Raw genomic sequence first — 21,639 nt, 5'->3', positions numbered from 1 at the left:
CCACGGCACAGGCCCGCGCCCTCCGTCGAGGAGGGCGCGGGCCTGTGCCGTACGGGTGTCAGTCCTCGCCCAGGTACGCCTTGCGCACCGACTCGTCGTGCAGCAGGTCCTGTCCGCTGCCGGACAGCACGATCGAGCCGACCTCCATCACGTGCCCCTGGTCGGCGAGCGAGAGCGCCGCCTGGGCGTTCTGCTCGACCAGCAGGATGGTGGTGCCCTGGGACTTCAGCTCGGCGATCGTCGCCATGATCTTCTGCATCATGATCGGCGACAGACCCATGGACGGCTCGTCCAGCATCAGCAGCTTGGGCCGGGACATCAGCGCCCTGCCCATGGCCAGCATCTGCTGCTCGCCGCCCGAGAGGGTGCCCGCGGCCTGCTTGCGCCGCTCGCCCAGGATGGGGAAGAGGTCGTAGGCGCGCTGGATGTCCTGCTCGATGCCGTCCTTGTCCTTGCGCAGGAAGGCACCGAGCTGGAGGTTCTCCGCGATGCTCAGGCGCGGGAAGATGTGCCGGCCCTCGGGGGAGTGGGCGAGCCCCAGCGCGACGATCTTGTGCGCCGGTACCCCGCTGAGCGGCTTGCCGTCGAACAGGATCTTGCCGCCGACCGGCTTGAGCAGCCCGGACAGGGTGCGCAGCGTGGTCGTCTTGCCGGCGCCGTTGGTGCCGATGAGGGTCACGACCTGGCCGGCCTCGACGCTGAACGAGATGCCCTTGACGGCCTCGATCTTGCCGTAGGCGACCCTGAGGTCCTCGACCTCCAGCAGTGCGGTCACTGGGCCTCTCCCTCCGTGCTGTCGGCGGACCCGGCCGCCTCGGCCTCCGCCGTTTCCGGCCTCTCGGCCTCGGCCTCCGCCGTTTCCCGCCCCTCGGCCCGGGTCGCCCCGGCCTCCGCCGCCTCGACCTCCGCGGCCTCCGCCGCGCCCGGCTCGCCCTCGAAGGGTTCGCCCAGGTAGGCGGCGACGACCCGCTCGTCGGCCTGGACGACCTCGGAGGTGCCCTCGATCAGCTTCTCGCCCTGGACGAGAACCGCGACGCGGTCGCACAGGTTGAAGATGAACCGCATGTCGTGCTCGATGACGAGGACGGCGATGCCCTTGTCCCGGATGGCGAAGACCAGTTCCTCGGTGGCCCGGGTCTCCTGCGGGTTCATGCCCGCCGTCGGCTCGTCCAGGAGCAGCAGGCCGGGCTCGCTGGCCAGCGCCCGCGCGATCTCCAGCTTGCGCTGCTCGCCGTAGGGCAGGTTGCGCGCCAGGTGCTCGCGCTTGCCCGCGAGGCCGACGAACTCCAGGAGTTCCATCGCCCGCGCCTCGGAGTCGCGTTCGGCCTTGCGGAAGCCGGGCCCGCGCAGCAGCGCCGACCACAGGCCCTCCTTGGTCCGCGTGTGGCGGCCCACGAGGACGTTCTCCAGCACGGTCATGTTGGCGAAGAGCCGGATGTTCTGGAAGGTACGGGCGATGCCCGCCTGCGTCACCAGGTGCGGCTTGGGCGGCAGCACCTTGCCCTGGTAGGCGACGGTGCCCTCGGTGGGGACGTACAGCCCGGTGAGGCAGTTGAAGAAGGTGGTCTTGCCGGCGCCGTTCGGCCCGATCAGGCCGACGATCTCGCCGCTGTTCACCGTGAAGTCCACGGACCGTACGGCGGTCAGACCGCCGAACCGCATGGTGACGTCACGGGCTTCGAGTACAGGTGTCGTCATGGTTCCTTACGCCCCTGCCTTGGTGACGGCCGCGTCGTCGGACAGCGTCGTCTGTGCCGGTACGTCGAGCTGGCCGGTCTCGTGGAACTCCAGCTTGCGGCGCCGGTTGGCGATGATGCCCTCCGGCCGGAACCGCATGAGCAGGATCAGCGCGACACCGAAGGCGAGCAGCTCGTAGTTCTGCATGAACTGGAGCTTCTCCGGGATGAGGTAGAGCAGGCTGGCGCCGAGCAGCGGGCCGCTGACGGTGCCCATGCCGCCGAGGACGACGGCGGCCAGCAGGAAGGCCGAGTTGGGCGGGGCGGCGCCGGCGAACTGGTACGGCTGCGGGTTGACGCTGTAGTTCACGTGCGCCATCACCGTGCCGGCCAGGCCCGCGAGGGAGGCGCCGAGCGCGAACGCGATCAGCTTGACCCGGAAGCCGTTGATGCCCATGGCGGTCGCGGCGGTCTCGTCCTCGCGGATCGCGATCCAGGAGCGGCCGATACGGGAGTCGGCGGCGCGGGTGAAGACCAGGACGACGATCGCCGTCACGATCAGCATCAGGAACAGGTAGTTGGCGAACCGGCCCAGCGTGAACGAGCCGAAGGTGTGGGCGTCGCCCAGGTTGAACCCGAAGAGCTTGATGTCGGGGATCTGGGTGATGCCGTTGGGGCCGCGGGTGACGTTCGGACCGGAGTCGCCGTCCAGGTTGTTGACGGTGATGCGGAAGATCTCTCCGAAGCCGAGCGTCACGATGGCCAGGTAGTCGCCGCGCAGCCGCAGCGTCGGACCGCCGATCAGGACGCCGAAGACCAGGGAGGCGGCCATGCCGGTGAGGGCGGCGGCCCAGAAGGGGAACTGGACTTGGAGGGGCGAGTACTCGGAGCCGGAGACCAGGGCGGCCGCGTAGGCGCCGACGCCGAGGAAGGCGACGTAGCCGAGGTCGAGCAGGCCGGTGAGGCCGACGACGATGTTCAGACCGAGGGCGACGGTGGCGAAGATGAGGATGTTCACGCCGATGTTGGCGTTGTGGTCGTCGCTCTGGGTGAACGGGAAGATCACGGCGGCCACGAACGCCAGGGCGGCCGCGAAGCCCTTGTGGCGGGTGGACATGACCGAGTACCGGTCGAGGAGTCCGGAGTGCAGCAGACCCCAGGCGGCGAAGATCACCACGAGCAGGAAGCCGATGAAGGTCTCGCTGTCGTCGTCGTTGATGCCGATGCCGTAGGTGAAGACCACCAGGCCGAGGGCGGTGCCGACGGTGACGACCGCGCGCTCCGCGAGCGGCGACAGGGTGCCGGGGCGGGGCTGTTCGGGCTTGGTGAGGTAGCCCTTGAGGCCGGTGCCCGGGGCGGGGTGGGGCAGGGCGAGGGCGCCGATGACGGGCAGCGCGGAGGCCACCATCGCGACGTACGCGCCGGGGTCGAGGTTGACCAGACCGCCGAGGTCGACGGCGATGGCGATGCCGGTGAACCAGCAGACGGCGAACGCCGAGAGGCCGGTCAGCAGCACCGGGCTGGTGGCGCCCGACGGGTTCAGCCAGCCGAGGCCCTTCACCCGCCACAGGGCGAGCACGTACAGCAGGGTGAGCGCGCCGGCGACCAGGGCCAGGATCTGGAGCCCGGCCGGGTAGCCGTAGATGGTCAGGTTGCCGGGGAAGTCGGGCGTCCAGGTCCAGCTCATGAAGGCGCTGGCGATGGTGCCGACGGCGCCGACGGCGATGAGCGGCCGGGCCACGGCGGCCGGGAGCGGCAGCAGACCGCGCTCCGCCGGGGTCTGGAGGGTGGTGTCGGTCATGCTGCTCACGCCCTGTCCGCGACGCGTTCGCCGAGCAGGCCCTGTGGCCTGAAGAGGAGTACGAGGATGAGGAGGACGAAGGCCCACACCGCCGCCCAGCCCTGGCCGCCGAGCTGCTGCATGCCGGGGATGTCCGCGATGTAGGCGGTGGCCATGGCCTCGGCCAGGCCCAGGACGAGGCCGCCGAGCATCGCGCCGTAGATGTTGCCGATGCCGCCGAGGACGGCCGCGGTGAACGCCTTCAGACCGGCGACGAAGCCCATGTCGTAGGAGACCGAACCGTACTTGAGGCCGTACGCCGTGCCCGCGACCGCCGCGAACAGGCCGCCGATGGCGAACGCGATCACGATGATGCGGTTGGTGTCGATGCCCATCAGCTGGGCGGTGTCCGGGTCCTGCGCGGTGGCCTGCATGGCGCGGCCGGTGCGCGAGAGCCGCACGAAGAAGGCGAGGACCGCCATGCACAGCGGGGCGGCGATGATCAGGAAGATGTCGCCGCTCTGGATGGTGACCGAGCCCAGGTGGTAGGGCCCGAAGGGGAGCTGCGGGAAGACCCGGGCGGCCTTGGCGTTCGGGTACAGGTTGAAGACGAGCTGCTGGAGCGCGAGCGAGAGACCGATGGCCGTGATCAGCGGCGCCAGGCGTGGCGCGCCGCGCAGCGGCCGGTAGGCGAAGCGTTCGGCGCCGACGGCGATGAGGACGGCGACCAGGGCGCCGCCGACGAGCATCGCCGGCAGGGCTATCCACATGGATATGCCGTCCGGCAGGGCGAGGTACACCGTGAGGGCGCCGAAGCCTCCCGTCATGAAGATCTCGCCGTGTGCGAAGTTGATGAGCTGGACGATGCCGTACACCATCGTGTATCCGATGGCGATCAGGCCGTACATCGAGCCGAGGAACAGCCCGTTGGCCAGCTGCTGCGGCAGGGTGTTCACCGCATGGCCTCCATGTGGTGGGGAGAGTCAAGGGGGCGGTAGAGGGCGGGCCGCGCGGTGACGGTGGTCAGTGCCGCGCGGCCCTGGTGTCGCGAGGTGTGCCGCGGGCTACTTCGGGTTGGCGACGCCGCTCTTGACGGACTTCCACGCACCGTTGACGACCTGGTAGACGGTCAGCTGCTTGTTGGTGGTGTCACCGAACTCGTCGAACGAGATCTTGCCGGAGATGCCGTCGAAGGAGTTGTGCTGGACCGCGTCGACGACCTTGGCGCGGGCGTCGTCCGGGAGCTTGCCGTCCTTGATGACCTGGCCGACGGCCTTGATGATCGCGGTGGTGGCGTCGTACGAGTAGGAGCCGTAGGTGCCGTAGTCACCGGGGTACTTCTTGGCCTTGTAGGTGGCCACGAAGTCCTTGGCGGCGGGCAGGGTGTCGACCGGGACGCCGATGGAGGTCGCGAGGTCGCCCTCGGAGGCCTTGCCGGCGGTCTTGATGTAGGTCGGGGTGAACATGCCGTCGCCGCCGAACAGCGGGATCTTGGCGCCGGCGTCCTTGAGCTGCTTGGTCAGCACCTGGGACTCGTCGTACTGGCCGCCGTAGTAGAGGATGTCGGCGCCCGAGTTCTTGATCTTGGTGACGAGGGTGGAGAAGTCGCGGTCGCCCACGCTGACGTGGTCGGTGCCGATGACCTTGCCGCCCTGCTTGGCGAACTGCTCCTTGAAGATCTTGGAGAGGCCGGCGCCGTAGGTCTGCTTGTCGTCGACGACGAACGCCTTCTTCTTGTGCAGACCGTTGTAGGCGTAGTCGGCGGCGAACGCGCCCTGGAGCGCGTCGGTGGTCGCGGTGCGGAAGTAGGTCTTGAACGGACGGACCTTCGTGGTCTGCCAGTTCTTGCCCTGCGTCAGCTCCGGGGCGGTGTTGGACGGGGAGATCTCCACCAGGTTCGCGGTGTCGAGGACCTGCTGCATCTGCGTGGCCACACCGGAGTTGAGCGGGCCGACCACACCGAGGACGTCCTTCTCGGCGACCAGCTGGGAGGCGTTCTGCTGGCCGGTGGCCGGGATCGCCTTGTCGTCCAGCGCCTTGACCTTGAAGGTCACGCCCGGGACCGTCTTGTTCTTGTTCGCGTCGTCGACCGCTATCTGCGCGCCGTACTGGATGCCGAGGCCGGTCGCGGAGTTCTGGCCGGTCAGCGGGGCGTCCACGCCGATGGTGACCGTGATGTCGCCGCTGTCGCCGCCCTTGCTGTCATTGTTGCGGGAGCCGCAGGCGGTGAGAGTCAGAGCCCCGGTCGTCAGAACGGAGGTAAGAATCACCAGAGAACGCTGTCGCACAATCGATCCTTTCCGCAGGCATGGGCGGTCCCTGGAACGGGACGGCGGAGAGCCGCGTTGGTACCGAACTCCCGTTGGAGCGGTGACTGGCCGTGACTCTAAGCCCGCTATGGAGACCTGGCAGCGCCGTAGGCGTCCTTGTGACTTTCTTGTTATGACGACGTGGACGGGAAAGTTCCGCCCGGGACACTCTCGGCCGGTTTGGCGGAATTTCCCCTCGGTCCACATTTTGAGAATGCGCACTTCCGGTTGGCCATCGGCCCGAGGCGGCGGCCGGGCGGGCGCCGCGACCCGGGGGTGGCTCGGGAAGGTCGCCCGCGGGCGCGGCCCCGAGGGGGAGGCGGGGGCCGCTTATTGCATGCTTGTAACGCAGCGTTACACCAGTAAAAGAAAGGTGTGCTATACAGCATTTTCGGGCGGCCGGGTGGCGATATCTTCACCTTGGTCCATGGCCTGTTCCTGCCTGGACGACGGAATTCCGCTTTTTCGTGGGCGGATGGCGCCGTGTCGGATACGAAAAGGCCCGGTCGCGCCCCATTTGGGGAGCGGACCGGGCCTCGGACGGTTCGGATCGTCAGGAAACGGCGGGTGCCTGCTCGCCGTTCGGCGCCCCGAGGTCACGCAGCAGGCAGGTCAGCCGGGCGCTGCACACCCTGCGGCCCTGCTCGTCGCTGATCACGACCTCGTACGTCGCCGTCGACCGGCCCCGGTGCACGGGCGTGGCCACACCGGTCACCAGACCCGAGCGGAGCCCGCGGTGATGCGTGCAGTTGAGGTCCACGCCGACCGCGACCTTGGTGCTGCCGCCGTGCAGCATCGCGCCGACCGAGCCCAGGGTCTCCGCCAGCACCGCGGAGGCACCGCCGTGCAGCAGGCCGTACGGCTGGGTGTTGCCCTCCACCGGCATCGTCCCGACGACCTTGTCCGCGGAGGCCTCCAGGATCTGCACGCCCATCCGCGTGCCGAGGTCGCCGGCCGAGAACAGGGCGGGCAGGTCCACACCGAGCGCCGCGTACTCCTCGATGACCTCCTGCGGGAATTTCACCTGCTGCTGCTCGCCCATGGGCCGGCTCCGTTCGTCGTACACCTGTCAAGGCACCTGTCTGAGTGCTGAGCGAACGCTCAGTCGGTCGCCGATTGTTCCAGACGGCCTTCCGCGTGCTCCTCCAGGCGTACGATCACCGACTTGCTGGCCGGGGTGTTGCTGGTGTCGGCGGTCGCGTCCAGCGGCACCAGGACGTTGGTCTCCGGGTAGTACGCCGCCGCGCAGCCCCGGGCCGTCGGGTAGAGCACCACCCGGAAACCGGGTGCCCGCCGTTCCACGCCGTCCCGCCACTCGCTCACCAGATCCACGTACGCCCCCTCGGTGAACCCGAGCGAGCGCGCGTCCTCCGGGTTCACCAGCACCACCCGGCGGCCGCCCGTGATGCCCCGGTAGCGGTCGTCCAGCCCGTAGATCGTGGTGTTGTACTGGTCGTGCGAGCGCAGCGTCTGGAGCAGCAGCCGGCCCTCCGGGAATTCGGGGTACTCCACCGGCGCCGCGGTGAAGTTCGCCTTGCCGGTGGCGGTCGGGAAGCGGCGCTCGTCGCGCGGCGCGTGCGGCAGCGCGAAACCGCCGGGCCGGGCCACCCGCGCGTTGAAGTCCGCGAACCCGGGGATCACCCGCGCGATGCGGTCACGGACGGCTCCGTAGTCCTTCTCGAACTCCGCCCACGGCACGACGCTCCTGTCGCCGAGCGCCGCGCGCGCCATCCGGCACACGATCGCCGGCTCGGACAGCAGATGGGTGCTCGCGGGCGCCAGCCGGCCGCGCGAGGCGTGCACCATGCCCATGGAGTCCTCGACGGTCACGAACTGCTCGCCGCCCTCCTGGACATCGCGCTCGGTACGGCCCAGGGTGGGCAGGATCAGCGCCCGCGCGCCGGTGACCACGTGGGAGCGGTTCAGCTTGGTCGACACGTGCACCGTCAGTCGCGCCCGCCGCATCGCCGCCTCGGTCACCTCGGTGTCCGGGGACGCGGAGACGAAGTTGCCGCCCATGGCGAAGAACATCTTCGCCTTCCCGTCACGCAGCGCGCGGATCGCCCGTACGACGTCGAAGCCGTGCTCCCGGGGCGGCGCGAACCCGAACTCCCGCTCCAGGGCGTCCAGGAAGGCGGGGGCGGGCCGCTCGAAGATGCCCATGGTGCGGTCGCCCTGCACGTTCGAGTGACCGCGCACCGGGCACACGCCCGCGCCCGGCCGGCCGATGTTGCCGCGCAGCAGCAGGAAGTTGACGACCTCGCGGATGGTCGGCACGGAGTGCTTGTGCTGGGTCAGACCCATGGCCCAGCACACGATGGTCCGCTCCGAGGCGAGCACCATCTCCAGCGCCTGCTCGATCTCCGCGCGGGTCAGACCGGTCGCGGCCAGCGTCTCCGCCCAGTCGGCGGACCGGGCGGCCTCGGCGAACTCCTCGAATCCGTGCGTGTGTTCGCGCACGAACTCCTCGTCGACCGCGCCGTCCGCCTCCAGGATCAGCTTGTTGAGGAGCCGGAAGAGCGCCTGGTCGCCGCCGATGCGGATCTGCAGGAACAGATCGGTGAGCGCGGCACCCCTGAGCATGCCCTGCGGGGTCTGCGGGTTCTTGAACCGCTCCAGGCCCGCCTCGGGCAGCGGGTTGACGCTGACCACCTTCGCGCCGTTGGCCTTGGCCTTCTCCAGCGCGGACAGCATCCGGGGGTGGTTCGTGCCCGGGTTCTGGCCCGCCACGATGATCAGGTCGGCCTTGTACAGGTCCTCCAGGAGAACGCTGCCCTTGCCGATCCCGATGGTCTCGGAGAGCGCCGAACCCGACGACTCGTGGCACATGTTCGAGCAGTCCGGCAGGTTGTTCGTGCCCAGCTCGCGCGCGAAGAGCTGGTACAGGAACGCCGCCTCGTTGCTGGTACGGCCCGAGGTGTAGAACACGGCCTCGTCCGGGGAGGCGAGGGCGGTGATCTCCTCGGCGATGATGCCGAAGGCGCGCTCCCAGGTGACCGGCTCGTAGTGCGCCGCCCCTTCGGGGAGGTACATCGGGTGGGTGAGCCGCCCCTGCTGGCCCAGCCAGTACCCGCTCCGGTTCGCCAGGTCCGCGACCGGGTGCGCGGCGAAGAACTCCGGGGTGACCCGGCGCAGGGTCGCCTCCTCGGCCACCGCCTTCGCGCCGTTCTCGCAGAACTCCGCGGTGTGCCGGTGCTCCGGCTCCGGCCAGGCGCAACCCGGGCAGTCGAAGCCGTCCTTCTGGTTCACCCGCAGCAGCGTCAGCGCGGTGCGCCGCACACCCATCTGCCGCTGCGCGATCCGCAGGGTGTGCCCGACGGCCGGCAGCCCCGCCGCCGCGTGCTTCGGCTCCGCGACCTGCGGCGCGTCCTGCACCGGATCACCCTTGGGCGGCTTCGTCGCCATCGCACGCTCTCCTTCGACTGCGTGTACCACGTACGACGCCGATCCTCCCACGGGGCGGTGACAGGGGGTATGGCCGTCCCGGTCACCCTCGCGCCCCGCCCTGTTCGCTCGGGGCTCCCGCCGGGGCGGCTGGTGTGCGGTGGGTTCGCGACGGGAGGGACGGCTGGGACCTCCGGTGGGTTCGCGACGGAGGGACGGCTGAGAGGTTCCGGTGGGTTCGCGACGGAGGGACGGCTGAGACGTGCGGCTGGTGGCTCGTCCTGCGCGGAGGCGGTGACCGGGTTGCCGCGGCCGATGGTGACCGGTGTGCGGGGCCGGTGGGCTCTGGTTCGACCGCGGGGCGGGGCAGGCGGTTCCGCGCGGCGGGGTGCTCTGTCCCGCGCGGTGCCGGGGGCCGGTGTGCGGTGAGGGGTGCTGCCCTGCGCGATGGCGGTGACCGGTCGGCGCGGCCGGGTGCACCGTTCTTGACGATGACGATGACGATGACGATGACGATGACGATGACGCTGACCGGCCCGTTTCCGCGGCGGGCGACCGGTCCGTATCCGCGGTGTCGGCGATCGGTCCGGGGTCATGGTGTGCTGCCTCCGTCTGGCGGTGGCCGGTCCCGACCGGCCTCCGGTTCGCTCCGCCGTGACCCGCGACCGGACACGGCGGAGGCCGGCGGGCCGATGCGACCGTCCCGACAGCCCGCGATCTCCCGTGAGGCGCCTCACGAGGCCCGGCGAGGGCCCGCCCGCTGTGGTCTCGCCCACGCCGGCACGCCCGCCTTCCCCTGCCGCGACGGCGTCGGTCGCGCCGGCGGTGACCACCGGTGCCGCACCGGTCCCGGCCGCACGCGCCGCATCGTGGACCGCATCCCGGGGCCCGGCCGCCCGACCGGCGGCGCCGCCCCGGCCGCGCCCCCGACGGCCTCCTCACCGGAGGCGCGCGCGGTCCTGAGTGTCAGTGGGGCGTGGCAGGATCGGTGGCGTGGCAGAGACAGCATCGAAGAAGACCGACAAGACCCCCGGCGGCACCCGTCCCCGGCTGATGCTCATGGACGGGCACTCGCTGGCCTACCGCGCGTTCTTCGCGCTGCCCGCGGAGAACTTCACCACCGCGACGGGCCAGCCGACGAACGCGATCTACGGTTTCGCGTCGATGCTGGCCAACACCCTGCGTGACGAGGAGCCCACCCACTTCGCCGTGGCCTTCGACGTCTCCCGCAAGACCTGGCGCTCCGAGCGCTTCACCGAGTACAAGGCGAACCGCTCCAAGAGCCCCGACGAGTTCAAGGGCCAGGTCGAGCTGATCGGCGAGCTCCTGGACGCCATGAACGCCCCGCGCTTCGCCGTCGACGGCTTCGAGGCCGACGACATCATCGCCACCCTCGCCACCCAGGCCGAGGCCGAGGGTTTCGAGGTCCTGATCGTCACCGGCGACCGCGACTCCTTCCAGCTGGTCAGCGAGCACACCACCGTGCTGTACCCGACCAAGGGCGTCTCCGAGCTGACCCGGTTCACCCCGGAGAAGGTCTTCGAGAAGTACGGCTTGACGCCCGCCCAGTACCCCGACTTCGCCGCCCTGCGGGGCGACCCGTCCGACAACCTCCCCGGCATCCCCGGCGTCGGAGAGAAGACCGCCGCGAAGTGGATCAACCAGTTCGGCTCCTTCGCCGAGCTGGTCGAGCGCGCCGAGGAGGTCAAGGGCAAGGCCGGCCAGAACCTCCGCGACCACCTGGAGTCGGTCAAGCTCAACCGCGTCCTCACCGAGCTGGAGCGCCAGGTCGAGCTGTCGAGGTCGGTCGCCGACCTGGAGCGCGCGCCGTACGACCGCAAGGGCGTCGCGATGATCCTGGACACCCTGGAGATCCGCAACCCCTCCCTGCGCGAGCGCCTCTTCGCCGTCGACCCCGGCGCGGAGGAGGCCGACACCACCCCGGTCACCGCCGAGGGCGTCGAGATCGACGGCACCGTCCTGCGCACCGGCGAGCTGGCCCCCTGGCTCGCCGAGCACGCCGCGCAGTCCCTGGGCGTCGCCACCGTCGACACCTGGGGCCTGGGCACCGGTTCCGTCGCCGAGGTCGCCCTCGCGGCCGGCGGGGGAGCGGCCGCCTGGTTCGACCCCGCCGAGCTGGACGAGGCGGACGAGAACGCGTTCGCGGCCTGGCTGGCCGACGCCGAGCGCCCCAAGGTGTTCCACAACGCCAAGGGCGCCATGCGCGTCTTCGCCGAGCACGGCTGGAGCATCGAGGGCGTGCGCATGGACACCGCGCTCGCCGCCTACCTGGTCAAGCCCGGCCGCCGCTCCTTCGACCTGGACGCCCTCTCCCTGGAGTACCTGCACCGCGAGCTGGCCCCCGCCGCCGCGGCGGACGGCCAGCTGGCCTTCGGCACGGACGAGGCCGCCGAGGCCGAGGCCCTGATGATCCAGGCCCGCGCCGTCCTGGACCTCGGCGACGCGTTCGGCGGCCGCCTGGAGGAGGTCGGCGCCGCCGACCTGCTGCGCGACATGGAGCTGCCCACCTCCGCCCTGCTCGCCCGCATGGAGCGGTACGGCATCGCCGCGGACCGCGCGCACCTCGAAGCCATGGAGCAGATGTTCGCGGGCGCGGTCCAGCAGGCCGTGAAGGAGGCGCACGCGGCCGCGGGCCACGAGTTCAACCTGGGCTCGCCCAAGCAGCTCCAGGAGGTCCTCTTCGGCGAGCTGGCACTGCCCAGGACCAAGAAGACCAAGACCGGCTACACCACGGACGCCGACGCCCTCGCCTGGCTCGCCACCCAGACGGACAACGAGCTGCCGGTGATCATGCTCCGCCACCGCGAGCAGGCCAAGCTCCGCGTCACCGTCGAGGGCCTGATCAAGACCATCGCGGGCGACGGCCGCATCCACACCACCTTCAACCAGACGGTGGCAGCGACCGGCCGGCTGTCCTCCACGGACCCGAACCTGCAGAACATCCCGGTCCGCACGGACGAGGGCCGGGCGATCCGCCGCGGCTTCGTCGTCGGCGAGGGCTTCGAGTCCCTGATGACCGCCGACTACAGCCAGATCGAGCTGCGCGTGATGGCCCACCTCTCCGAGGACGAGGGTCTGATCAGGGCCTTCACCTCCGGCGAGGACCTGCACACGACGGCCGCCTCCCAGGTCTTCGGCGTGGAGCAGGCCGCGGTGGACGCGGAGATGCGCCGCAAGATCAAGGCGATGTCGTACGGACTGGCGTACGGCCTCTCCGCTTTCGGTCTCTCCCAGCAGCTGAACATCGAGGCGGCGGAGGCCCGTGCCCTGATGGACGCCTACTTCGAGCGCTTCGGCGGGGTCCGCGACTATCTGCGCCGCGCGGTGGACGAGGCTCGGGCCACGGGCTACACGGCGACCCTCTTCGGGCGCCGCCGCTACCTGCCCGACCTCAACAGCGACAACCGCCAGCGTCGCGAGGCCGCCGAGCGGATGGCCCTCAACGCGCCCATCCAGGGCACCGCGGCGGACATCGTCAAGATCGCCATGCTCAAGGTGGACACCGCCCTGCGGGCCGCGGACCTGAAGTCCCGGATGCTCCTCCAGGTCCACGACGAGATCGTCCTGGAGATCGCCCCCGGCGAGCGCGCCCGCGTCGAGGAACTCGTCCGCCACGAGATGTCCAACGCCGTGACCCTCCGGGCGCCTCTGGACGTCTCCGTCGGCGTGGGCCCGGACTGGGAGTCCGCGGCGCACTAGCGGGCGGCCTCACCGCCGCGGCGACCGCGCCGCATTCCGGCGAGGGGCGCCGTGCTCCCACGGAGTACGGCGCCCCGGCCAGTCCGGCGCCCTGTCCGCCGTACGGCGATCAGCCCCACGGCGGCGTACCCGCCGCAACCCGGAATCCCCCATTCCGCACCCGCGCCACAAAGACGGCTCAACCCCCGGCGGGACCGTCACTCACGTGGCCCCCGCCAAAACGCCCCCTGCCCCCCGCAGCCGCAACACTGCGGGCATGGGTATACGCATGCTTCACCGCCGGACGCCCGAGGCAGTCACCCGGGTCTGGGCGGACACCGCCTCGGCGCAGGATCAGGCACTGCCCGCCTCGCCGGTACCGGCCCTCGCGGCCGACGCAAGCACCGCCCGCATCCCCGCCGACCCGGCCACGACCGTCCGCAGGGCCGCCGGGAACATCCGGCGCGCGCTCAAGGACCGCGCCGACCGGACCACGGCCGCCGCCGGCGCCGGGCGCGCCCCCGACTGGCGCCAGTGGTCCGATCTGGCCCGCGGCTATCTCGCGCTCGCGCTCGCGCTGGTCCCGAGGTCCCGCCCCCGTCCCACGCTCACGGTCTTCGTCGCCCCCCTCGCCGGACGCCCGGCCCACCGTGAGCCCCGCGACCCCGGACCGAGCGTCGCCGGCTGAGGGGCCGCCTCCCCTCCTCCCCAACTCAAGAGCGGGCCGTTGTCACCGTCCTGGCGGACCGTCGGGCGCGCCCCCCCCCAACGACAGGTGGCCAACCGGTGAAAATCGGGCGCGAACAGGTGCCCTCGCAAAGCAAGTTGCCGTAGGGTCGCCTGCGGCCCCACACGGGGCGGGCATCCGTCGCACAGGTGAAAGGGCGGCACAGGGGGCAACCGGAACACCGGGTCGTTCGTCACACCAGGGCGAGACACAAGGCGGAAACGGACGCACGACGTCCATGGGAGGGGTTCACTCTATGGCGGCGCATTTCGGCAGGCGGCTGCGCAAGGGGGCGGCGACCACCGCCGTGGCCGCGGCGGCGGTCGCGGCACTCTCCGCGTCCCAGGCTCCGGGAGCGACTGGCGAGGACCACGGCAGACAGACGGCGGCCGGCGCCTCCGCCCCCGTACCGGATCCCGCCGGCGGCGGTGCCACGGGCGACTCGCCGTACTACACCGACCTGCCGCCCCTGAACAGCCCCGCGCCCAGCCCCTCGCCGAGCGCCGGCACCCCGGTCGCCCAGGGCGCCGGCGAGGCCGGCATACCGGCCACGGTCCTCGACGCGTACAAGAAGGCCGAGGCGGAGCTGCGCGCCTCCAAGCCCGGCTGCAACCTGCCCTGGCAACTCCTCGCCGCCATCGGCAAGGTGGAGTCCGGCCAGGCCCGCGGCGGCCAGGTGGACGCCCAGGGCACCACGCTGCGCCCGATCCTCGGCCCGGTCCTCGACGGCAACGGCTTCGCGCTCATCAAGGACACCGACCACGGCGCCTACGACGGCAACGCCCAGTACGACCAGGCCGTCGGGCCCATGCAGTTCATCCCGTCCACCTGGGCCTGGGCCGGCCGCGACGGCAACGGCGACGGCAAGAAGGACCCCAACAACATCTACGACGCCGCCCTCGCCGCCGGCCACTACCTGTGCCGCGGCGACCGGGACCTGTCCCGCGAGGCCGACCTGCACAGCGCGATCCTCGGCTACAACGACTCGCAGGAGTACCTGAACACCGTCCTGTCGTGGATGGAGTACTACCGCAAGGGCACCTACTCCGTGCCCGACGGCACCGGCGGTCTGCCCGCCCACCGCAGCGACGACGGCACCCCGGGCACCACGCCCTCCGGCCCGCACAAGGGCAAGCCCGGTTCGAAGGACCAGGGCGGCCAGGCGGGGCACTCGCCCTCGCCCACGAACCCCGGCGGCCAGGACGGCGGCAGCCCGGCCCCGAAGCCGCCCGGGACGCCCGCCCCGCCGTCGCCCACGCCGTCCACCCCCACCGACACGGTGGACCACCTGGCGGACGCGGGCACGGGCACGACCGAACTCACCGCGAAGACCGGCGACGCCTTCACGGGGACGATCAGCACCCGCGCCGAGACCAAGGCGGGCACCTCGGTGGCCAAGGTCAGGATCCGGTTCACGATCTCCGGGGACACCGACGCCACCTTCACCGGCGGCGAGGACGTGGCCACGGTCGCCACCGACGCCAAGGGCGTCGCGAAGGCCCCCGTGCTCCAGGCGGGCGAGAAGACCGGCGACTTCAAGGTGACCGCCACCGTCGTGGGCCGCTCGGTCAAGGGCGTGGACTACCAGGCGACCGTCACCGAGCGCACCGCCGACTCGCTGACCGCCGCCACCGGCAGCGACACCCCGATGACCTGCACCCCGGGCGGCGAGTTCGCCGACCAGGTCCAGGTGAAGGCGACGTACAAGGGCGCCGTCGCCGACGGGGTCGCGGCCACCGCCACCCTGATCAAGTCCGCCCTCGACTCCACCGAGAACGACAAGGGCCCCTACTTCAAGGACGCGGACGGCAAGGCCGTACGCACCCTCACCGGCCTGAAGACCGACAGCAAGGGCCTGTTGACGCTGCCGAAGCTGTACGCGGACGACACCACCGGCACGTTCCTGCTGCGCGTCACCACCCCCGGCGGCGGCACCCTCACCGTCCAGCTGACGGTGGCCGCCGACGGCACCGCCTCCGCGAGCCCGTCCCCGTCCCCGAGCGCGTCGGCCTCCTCCTGAACCGACGGGACTGCGCGGCGCCCTTCCCGCTTCCGGCGGGGAGGGCGCCGTCCTTCGTGGGCGCACCGCTGTTCTCATCCCGCCCGCCCGCTGCTGTGCACCGAACTGACGCACCATCAGGAGCCCTCGGGGCGCCGAGTGTCCGTCGGGAGGCCCGCGTGCGCGCCCTGGTCGCCGCCGCGACCGGTCCCGTCCTCGCCTTCGCCGTCGTCCTCACGACCAGCGGGCTCTGCGCGCCGTCGGGGCGGACCTCACCCAGCCCGCGGCCCACCACGGCCCCCGCGCACCCGTAGCCCTGCCGGAAGGGAGGCCGCCTGCGCCGCGAGGCTCGCCTGCGCCGTGTCCTGCGCGCCCCTGTCGCCGCTGACGCGCTGGTCCGCCCCACCGCGCCCGGCCCGCGTCCCCGTGCCGGTACCGGGACATCGTCCTGGAGCCGCCCCGCGGACCCGGCACGCACCCGTGACGGCGGGGCCGGAGCCGGTCAGCGCCCGAGCCGGGCGTTGGTGTGCCGGGTGGGCTCGGCGGCCGCCGGGTCCTGCGGCCACGGGTGCTTCGGATAGCGGCCGCGCAGCTCGGCCCGCACCGCCTGGTAGCCGCCCTGCCAGAACGACGCCAGATCGGCCGTCACGGCGGCGGGCCGCCCGGCGGGGGAGAGCAGGTGCACCAGCAGGGGTACGCCCGCCACGGACGGCGTCTCGCGCAGCCCGAACATCTCCTGGAGCTTGACCGCGAGCACCGGCCGCTCCGGATCCCGGTAGTCGATCCGGATCCGGGACCCACTCGGTACGGTGATCCGCTCGGGCGCCAGCTCGTCCAGTCGTACGGCCTCCCCGCTCGACCACGGGAGCAGCCGCGTCAGCGCCTGCCCGGCGTCGATCCGCGCGAGGTCGGCTCGCCGCCGGGCCCGGCTCAGCTCCGGCTCCAGCCACTGCGCGGCGCGCGCGTGCAGCGCCTCGTCCGACACGTCCGGCCACGGCTCCCCGAGGCGGGCGTACAGGAACGCCAGCCGCTGCCGCAGGACCTCCGCGTCCGGCGTCCATCGCAGCAGCCCCGGCCCCTCCTGCCGCAGACCTTCGAGCAGCGCCGCCCGCACCAGCTCCGGCGCCGGGTCCTTCAACGGCCGCACCGCCAACCGAACGGCCCCGAGCCGCTCGACCCTCCGCGCCACGACGTCCCCGCCCGCCCAGCCCACCTCGTCCTCCTCGACGAGCATCGCCCCGGCCGCCTCGCGCGCCACGTCCTCCGGCACCGCGGCCCCGAGCCGCACCAGCCCGCGCCCCTCCTTCCCCGCCACCCCGCCGACGGCCACCACGATCCACGGCACCCCCCTGAGCCCCGACCCCTCGGCGAGCTCGACCCGTCCTTCGCCGGCCATGAGGTACGACCCCCCGTCCGACCGGGCCACCCTCTCCGGAAACGCGAGCGCGGCGACCAGCCCGACCAGCCCCTCCTCCCCGGGACCGGCCCACCCGCCCGCCGTCACCGGACCGTCGGCGGAGCGGGCGGTTCGGCGGTCCGGGGTGCCCGTACGCGGCCGGCGGGCGGGGGCGCCCTCCGGCCGGCTGCCGTGGGCGGGCGACGGGGCGGGGGCGGTGGGCGGAGACGGGCGGTCGCGGCCGTCGGGCCCAGGGAGCGGTACGGCCTCGGCGTCCGCCCGCGGGCGGACGCCACGGGCGGGCCGGTGGGAGAACCCGGCGGAGGCCGAGCGCAGGCGCCGTACCTCCGCGGCCCAGCGCCCCGCGTACGCGTCGCCCCCGCGCCGCGCACGCCGCAGCGCCCCGGCGAGGTCGTCGCCGTACTCCCGCGGCACCTCCTCCGAGAGCAGCGCGACGACCTCGGCCCCCGCCCCGGACGTGTCGAGGAGGGCCCGGCCGAGCCGGGGGTGCAGACCGAGGCGGGAGAGCCGTACCCCGCGTTCCGTCGCCCGGCCGGCGGAGTCCACCGCGCCGATGGCCGCCAGCGCGGACCGCGCCGCCGCCATCGCCCCGCCCGGCGGCGGGTCCAGCAGCGCGAGACCCGAGGCGTCCGGATCGCCCCAGCAGGCCGCCTGGAGCGCGAACGACGTCAGGTCGGCCACCTTGATCTCCGGCGCCGGGAACGCCGGCAGACGACCGTCCTCGGCCTCCGCCCAGCACCGGTACACCGCACCCGGCGCCTCACGCCCGGCCCGTCCCGCCCGTTGCCGCCCGGCCGCGCGCGACGCCCGTACCGTCGTCAGCCCGCTGAGGCCGCGGGCATGGTCCACCCGGGGCTCCCGGGCCAGCCCCGAATCCACCACCACCCGCACCCCGGGCACCGTCAGCGAGGACTCCGCGACCGCCGTGGCCAGCACCACCCGGCGCCGTTCACCAGGCGACAGCACCGCCTCCTGGACGGCCGCCGGCGCCCGTCCGTGCACCTGGAGCACATCGATCCCGGCGGGCTCGCCCAGCTGCCCGGCCACCCGCGCGATCTCCCCGACCCCGGGCAGGAAGCACAGCACGTCGCCGTCCCGCTCGGCCAGCGCCCGCCGCACCACCGACGCCACGTGCGCCAGCAGCGCAGGATCCACCCGCATCCCGTGCGGCGGCCGCACCGGACGGACGGGCGGCGCCCACACCACGTCAACGGGATGAGCGGTCCCCGCCGCCTCCACCACCGGCGCCCCGCCCAGCAGCCGCGCCCACCCCCCGGCGTCCGTGGTCGCCGAGGCCGCCACCAGCCGCAGATCGGGCCGCAGCGTCTGCCGCACGTCCCACAGGAAGGCCGCCACCGTGTCGGCGTCCAGATGCCGCTCATGGCACTCGTCGAGCACGACGACATCGACCCCGGCCAGTTCCTGATCGCGCTGGAGCCGTTGCAGCAGCACCCCCGTGGTCACGACCTCCACCCGGGTGCGCGGCCCCACGGAACGCTCACCGCGCACCGTGAAGCCCACACTCCCGCCGGGCCGCTCGCCCAGCAGCCACGCCATCCGCCGCGCCGCCGCCCGCGCCGCGATCCGCCGCGGCTCGGCCACCACGACCCGCCGCGCGGGCCCGTCCCCCACCAGTCCCGCCAGCACCAGCGGCACCAGCGTCGTCTTGCCGGTGCCGGGGGGTGCCACCAGGACGGCGGTGCCGTCGGCCGCGAGCGCGTCGGTCAGGGCGGGCAGGGCGGAGCGCACGGGCAGCGCGTCCAAGGCGTCGTAGCGGATCACGGTCCCCAGTGTCGTACGACCCCCGGACCCGCCCGGTGGCCCCGGTCGGGCGAACCCGTCCCCGCGTCCCCCGGAGGGGGGCGTTTCAGTCCCGCTCGCAGACGAAGACGGCCGTTCCCGGGATCAGGGCGCCCCGCAGCGGGGACCAGCCGCCCCACTCGGAGCTGTTCCAGGCCGGCCACTCCGGCTCCACGAGGTCCACCAGCCGGAAACCGGAGGCCACGATGTCCCGGACCCGGTCGCCGAGCGTCCTGTGGTGCTCCACGTAGACGGCCCGGCCCTCCTCGTCCTGTTCCACGTAGGGCGTGCGGTCGAAGTAGGAGGCGGCCACCGATAGGCCCTCGGGGCCCGGCTCGTCCGGGAACGCCCAGCGGATCGGGTGGGTCACCGAGAAGACGAACCGGCCGCCGGGCCGCAGCACCCGGCGCACCTCGCGCAGCACCAGGCGCGGATCGGCGACGAACGGCAGCGCGCCGTACGCCGAGCACGCCAGGTCGAAGGAGCCGTCCGCGAAGGGCAGCGCGCCCGCGTCCGCGCACACCAGCGGAAACGATCCGCCGATGCGCAGCGCGTGCTGGAGCTGCCGGTGCGAGAGATCCAGGGCCACGGGGTGGGCCCCCTGGGCGGCCAGCCAGCGCGCGCACTGCGCCGCGCCCGCGCCGATCTCCAGGACGTCCTTGCCCTTCAGCTCCTCCGGCGGTCCGAGCAGCTCGGCCTCCACCTCGTCTAGGCCCTCCGGGCCCCACACGAAGCGGTCGTCGCCGAGGAACGTGCCGTGCTCGACCTGGTACTCGTCCGCGTTGCGGTCCCACCAGCCCCGGTTGGCCCGGCTGCTCTCCGCGACACCGGCGTCACGACGGGTGGCTTCGGGCTCGAACCCCTCGGGCTCGGGCCGTTCGGACTCTTGGATGATCGGCTCCCTCGTCGTAATCTTCCGTCCGACCCACCGGATGGCGGTACGTCATGGAAGGGGTCACGCGGCCCTGCCGCGCGGCCTCGTGGGCACTTTCTTGCGCCGGGTATGCGGCGATCCGCGCCGGGTGTCCGCCTTCGCGCATTGACCCTGTCCGGCTGCCCCCGTATGCTACAAGTTGCGCTGCGGGCCTGCGCACCTCAGACGTAGCAGGCTGCGCTCGCATCTGTATGTATGTCCCCTCGGTTGTCGAGGCGCCACCGGGCACCCGGTGTTCAAGGTGGCGTTTCTTTGGCTGTCCGGCTTCTGCAGAGCGAAACGGGCTCCCGGCGTAAGCAGTACCTACGACTTCAATGTCCGTACCGGAGCCCTTTCCCACATGACGAGCAGCACCGAGACCACCGCCACCACCCCGCAGGTAGCGGTCAACGACATCGGTAACGAGGAAGCTTTCCTCGCCGCGATCGACGAGACGATCAAGTACTTCAACGACGGCGACATCGTCGACGGCGTCATCGTGAAGGTCGACCGGGACGAGGTCCTGCTCGACATCGGTTACAAGACCGAAGGTGTCATCCCGAGCCGCGAGCTCTCGATCAAGCACGACGTCGACCCGAACGAGGTCGTGGCCGTCGGCGACGAGATCGAGGCCCTGGTCCTCCAGAAGGAGGACAAGGAAGGCCGCCTGATCCTCTCGAAGAAGCGCGCCCAGTACGAGCGTGCCTGGGGCACCATCGAGAAGATCAAGGAAGAGGACGGCATCGTCACCGGTACCGTCATCGAGGTCGTCAAGGGTGGTCTCATCCTCGACATCGGCCTCCGTGGCTTCCTTCCGGCCTCCCTGGTCGAGATGCGCCGCGTCCGCGACCTCCAGCCGTACGTCGGCAAGGAGCTCGAGGCCAAGATCATCGAGCTGGACAAGAACCGCAACAACGTGGTCCTGTCCCGCCGTGCCTGGCTGGAGCAGACCCAGTCCGAGGTCCGCCAGACCTTCCTCACGACCCTCCAGAAGGGTCAGGTCCGCTCCGGCGTGGTCTCCTCGATCGTCAACTTCGGTGCCTTCGTGGACCTGGGTGGCGTCGACGGTCTGGTCCACGTCTCCGAGCTGTCCTGGAAGCACATCGACCACCCGTCCGAGGTTGTCGAGGTCGGCCAGGAGGTCACCGTCGAGGTCCTCGACGTGGACATGGACCGCGAGCGCGTCTCCCTGTCGCTGAAGGCGACCCAGGAAGACCCGTGGCAGCAGTTCGCCCGTACCCACCAGATCGGCCAGGTCGTGCCCGGTAAGGTCACGAAGCTGGTTCCGTTCGGCGCGTTCGTCCGCGTGGACGAGGGCATCGAGGGTCTGGTCCACATCTCCGAGCTGGCCGAGCGCCACGTGGAGATCCCGGAGCAGGTCGTCCAGGTCAACGACGAGATCTTCGTCAAGGTCATCGACATCGACCTCGAGCGTCGTCGCATCAGCCTCTCGCTGAAGCAGGCCAACGAGTCCTTCGGCGCCGACCCGTCGGCCGTCGAGTTCGACCCGACCCTGTACGGCATGGCCGCGTCCTACGACGACCAGGGCAACTACATCTACCCCGAGGGCTTCGACCCCGAGACCAACGACTGGCTCGAGGGCTACGAGAAGCAGCGCGAGGAGTGGGAGCGCCAGTACGCCGAGGCGCAGTCCCGCTTCGAGCAGCACCAGCAGCAGGTCATCAAGTCCCGCGAGGCCGACGCCGCTGCCGCGGCCGAGGGCGGCGAGGCTGCGGCTCCGGCCGCGACCGGCGGTTCGTACTCCTCCGAGGGTGCGGACAACTCCGGCGCCCTGGCGTCGGACGAGGCGCTGGCCGCGCTCCGCGAGAAGCTCGCGGGTGGCCAGAGCTGATCTCCGGCCGCTGAGGCTCGGCAGTCAGCTGACACAGCCGCTGAGGGGCCGCACCTTCTGGGTGCGGCCCCTCAGGGTTTTTC

The 21,639-nt window shown here is 71.9% G+C and carries 14 protein-coding genes; 5 read left to right on the top strand and 9 right to left on the bottom strand.

Annotated features, from left to right (window positions below):
- Positions 1–58 precede the first annotated feature (58 nt).
- The 7 genes from QSK45_RS05460 to QSK45_RS05430 all read right to left on the bottom strand — a co-directional run bounded on the left by QSK45_RS05460 (position 59) and on the right by QSK45_RS05430 (position 9,170).
- Positions 59–775 carry an ABC transporter ATP-binding protein gene (locus QSK45_RS05460; protein ID WP_285553772.1) on the bottom strand — a complete coding sequence of 239 codons (717 nt, stop codon included), beginning with the start codon at positions 773–775 and terminating at the stop codon, positions 59–61.
- Entirely contained in the window at positions 772–1,698 is a 927-nt protein-coding gene (locus QSK45_RS05455) for an ABC transporter ATP-binding protein (protein ID WP_285553770.1), read from the bottom strand. The genes QSK45_RS05460 and QSK45_RS05455 overlap by 4 nt, the downstream gene beginning before the upstream one ends.
- A 6-nt stretch (positions 1,699–1,704) precedes the next feature.
- On the bottom strand, positions 1,705–3,477 hold the full coding sequence (locus tag QSK45_RS05450) for a branched-chain amino acid ABC transporter permease (protein ID WP_285554629.1): 1,773 nt from the start codon (positions 3,475–3,477) through the stop codon (positions 1,705–1,707).
- A gap of 5 nt (positions 3,478–3,482) precedes the next feature.
- Positions 3,483–4,412, bottom strand: a complete 930-nt coding sequence (locus QSK45_RS05445; protein ID WP_285553768.1) for a branched-chain amino acid ABC transporter permease — start codon at positions 4,410–4,412, stop codon at positions 3,483–3,485.
- A 108-nt stretch (positions 4,413–4,520) separates the two neighbouring features.
- Positions 4,521–5,744, bottom strand: a complete 1,224-nt coding sequence (locus QSK45_RS05440; protein WP_285553766.1) for a branched-chain amino acid ABC transporter substrate-binding protein — start codon at positions 5,742–5,744, stop codon at positions 4,521–4,523.
- Between the two features lie 574 nt (positions 5,745–6,318).
- Complete coding sequence (locus tag QSK45_RS05435; RefSeq protein ID WP_285553764.1) at positions 6,319–6,807, bottom strand: hotdog fold thioesterase; 489 nt, start codon at positions 6,805–6,807, stop codon at positions 6,319–6,321.
- A 59-nt stretch (positions 6,808–6,866) separates the two neighbouring features.
- Positions 6,867–9,170, bottom strand: a complete 2,304-nt coding sequence (locus QSK45_RS05430; protein WP_285553762.1) for an FdhF/YdeP family oxidoreductase — start codon at positions 9,168–9,170, stop codon at positions 6,867–6,869.
- Positions 9,171–10,142: 972 nt separating this feature from the next.
- On the opposite strand from QSK45_RS05430, the gene polA reads away from it, so the two are divergent.
- From polA to QSK45_RS05410, 4 genes are all read left to right on the top strand, one after another.
- Complete coding sequence (polA, locus tag QSK45_RS05425; RefSeq protein ID WP_285553760.1) at positions 10,143–12,869, top strand: DNA polymerase I; 2,727 nt, start codon at positions 10,143–10,145, stop codon at positions 12,867–12,869.
- A 256-nt stretch (positions 12,870–13,125) separates the two neighbouring features.
- Complete coding sequence (locus tag QSK45_RS05420) at positions 13,126–13,536, top strand: hypothetical protein (protein WP_285553759.1); 411 nt, start codon at positions 13,126–13,128, stop codon at positions 13,534–13,536.
- A 295-nt stretch (positions 13,537–13,831) separates the two neighbouring features.
- Positions 13,832–15,595 carry a lytic transglycosylase domain-containing protein gene (locus QSK45_RS05415; protein WP_285553757.1) on the top strand — a complete coding sequence of 588 codons (1,764 nt, stop codon included), beginning with the start codon at positions 13,832–13,834 and terminating at the stop codon, positions 15,593–15,595.
- A 158-nt stretch (positions 15,596–15,753) separates the two neighbouring features.
- Positions 15,754–15,888 (top strand): SPW_0924 family protein, encoded by a 135-nt coding sequence (locus QSK45_RS05410; protein ID WP_285553755.1) that lies wholly within the window; start codon positions 15,754–15,756, stop codon positions 15,886–15,888.
- 188 nt (positions 15,889–16,076) lie between these two features.
- Here QSK45_RS05410 and QSK45_RS05405 read toward each other — a convergent pair whose 3' ends face one another.
- Both QSK45_RS05405 and QSK45_RS05400 read right to left on the bottom strand, forming a co-directional pair.
- A complete protein-coding gene (locus QSK45_RS05405) occupies positions 16,077–18,773 on the bottom strand; it encodes an ATP-dependent RNA helicase (protein ID WP_285553754.1) in 2,697 nt (898 codons plus the stop codon).
- Between the two features lie 85 nt (positions 18,774–18,858).
- The gene (locus QSK45_RS05400) at positions 18,859–19,704 is read right to left on the bottom strand and encodes a class I SAM-dependent methyltransferase (RefSeq protein WP_285554627.1); all 846 of its coding nucleotides are present in this window, start codon (positions 19,702–19,704) and stop codon (positions 18,859–18,861) included.
- A 361-nt stretch (positions 19,705–20,065) separates the two neighbouring features.
- On the opposite strand from QSK45_RS05400, the gene rpsA reads away from it, so the two are divergent.
- Positions 20,066–21,556, top strand: coding sequence for a 30S ribosomal protein S1 (gene rpsA / locus QSK45_RS05395; protein ID WP_180331553.1), 1,491 nt, complete (start codon positions 20,066–20,068; stop codon positions 21,554–21,556).
- The last annotated feature ends 83 nt before the right edge of the window (positions 21,557–21,639 follow it).

The sequence above is a fragment of the Streptomyces hygroscopicus subsp. hygroscopicus genome (assembly GCF_030269125.1).
GTDB classification, from domain to species: domain Bacteria; phylum Actinomycetota; class Actinomycetes; order Streptomycetales; family Streptomycetaceae; genus Streptomyces; species Streptomyces hygroscopicus_C.
Note: the sequence above shows the minus strand (reverse complement) of the source record. Positions and strands in the feature narration are given on the sequence as shown.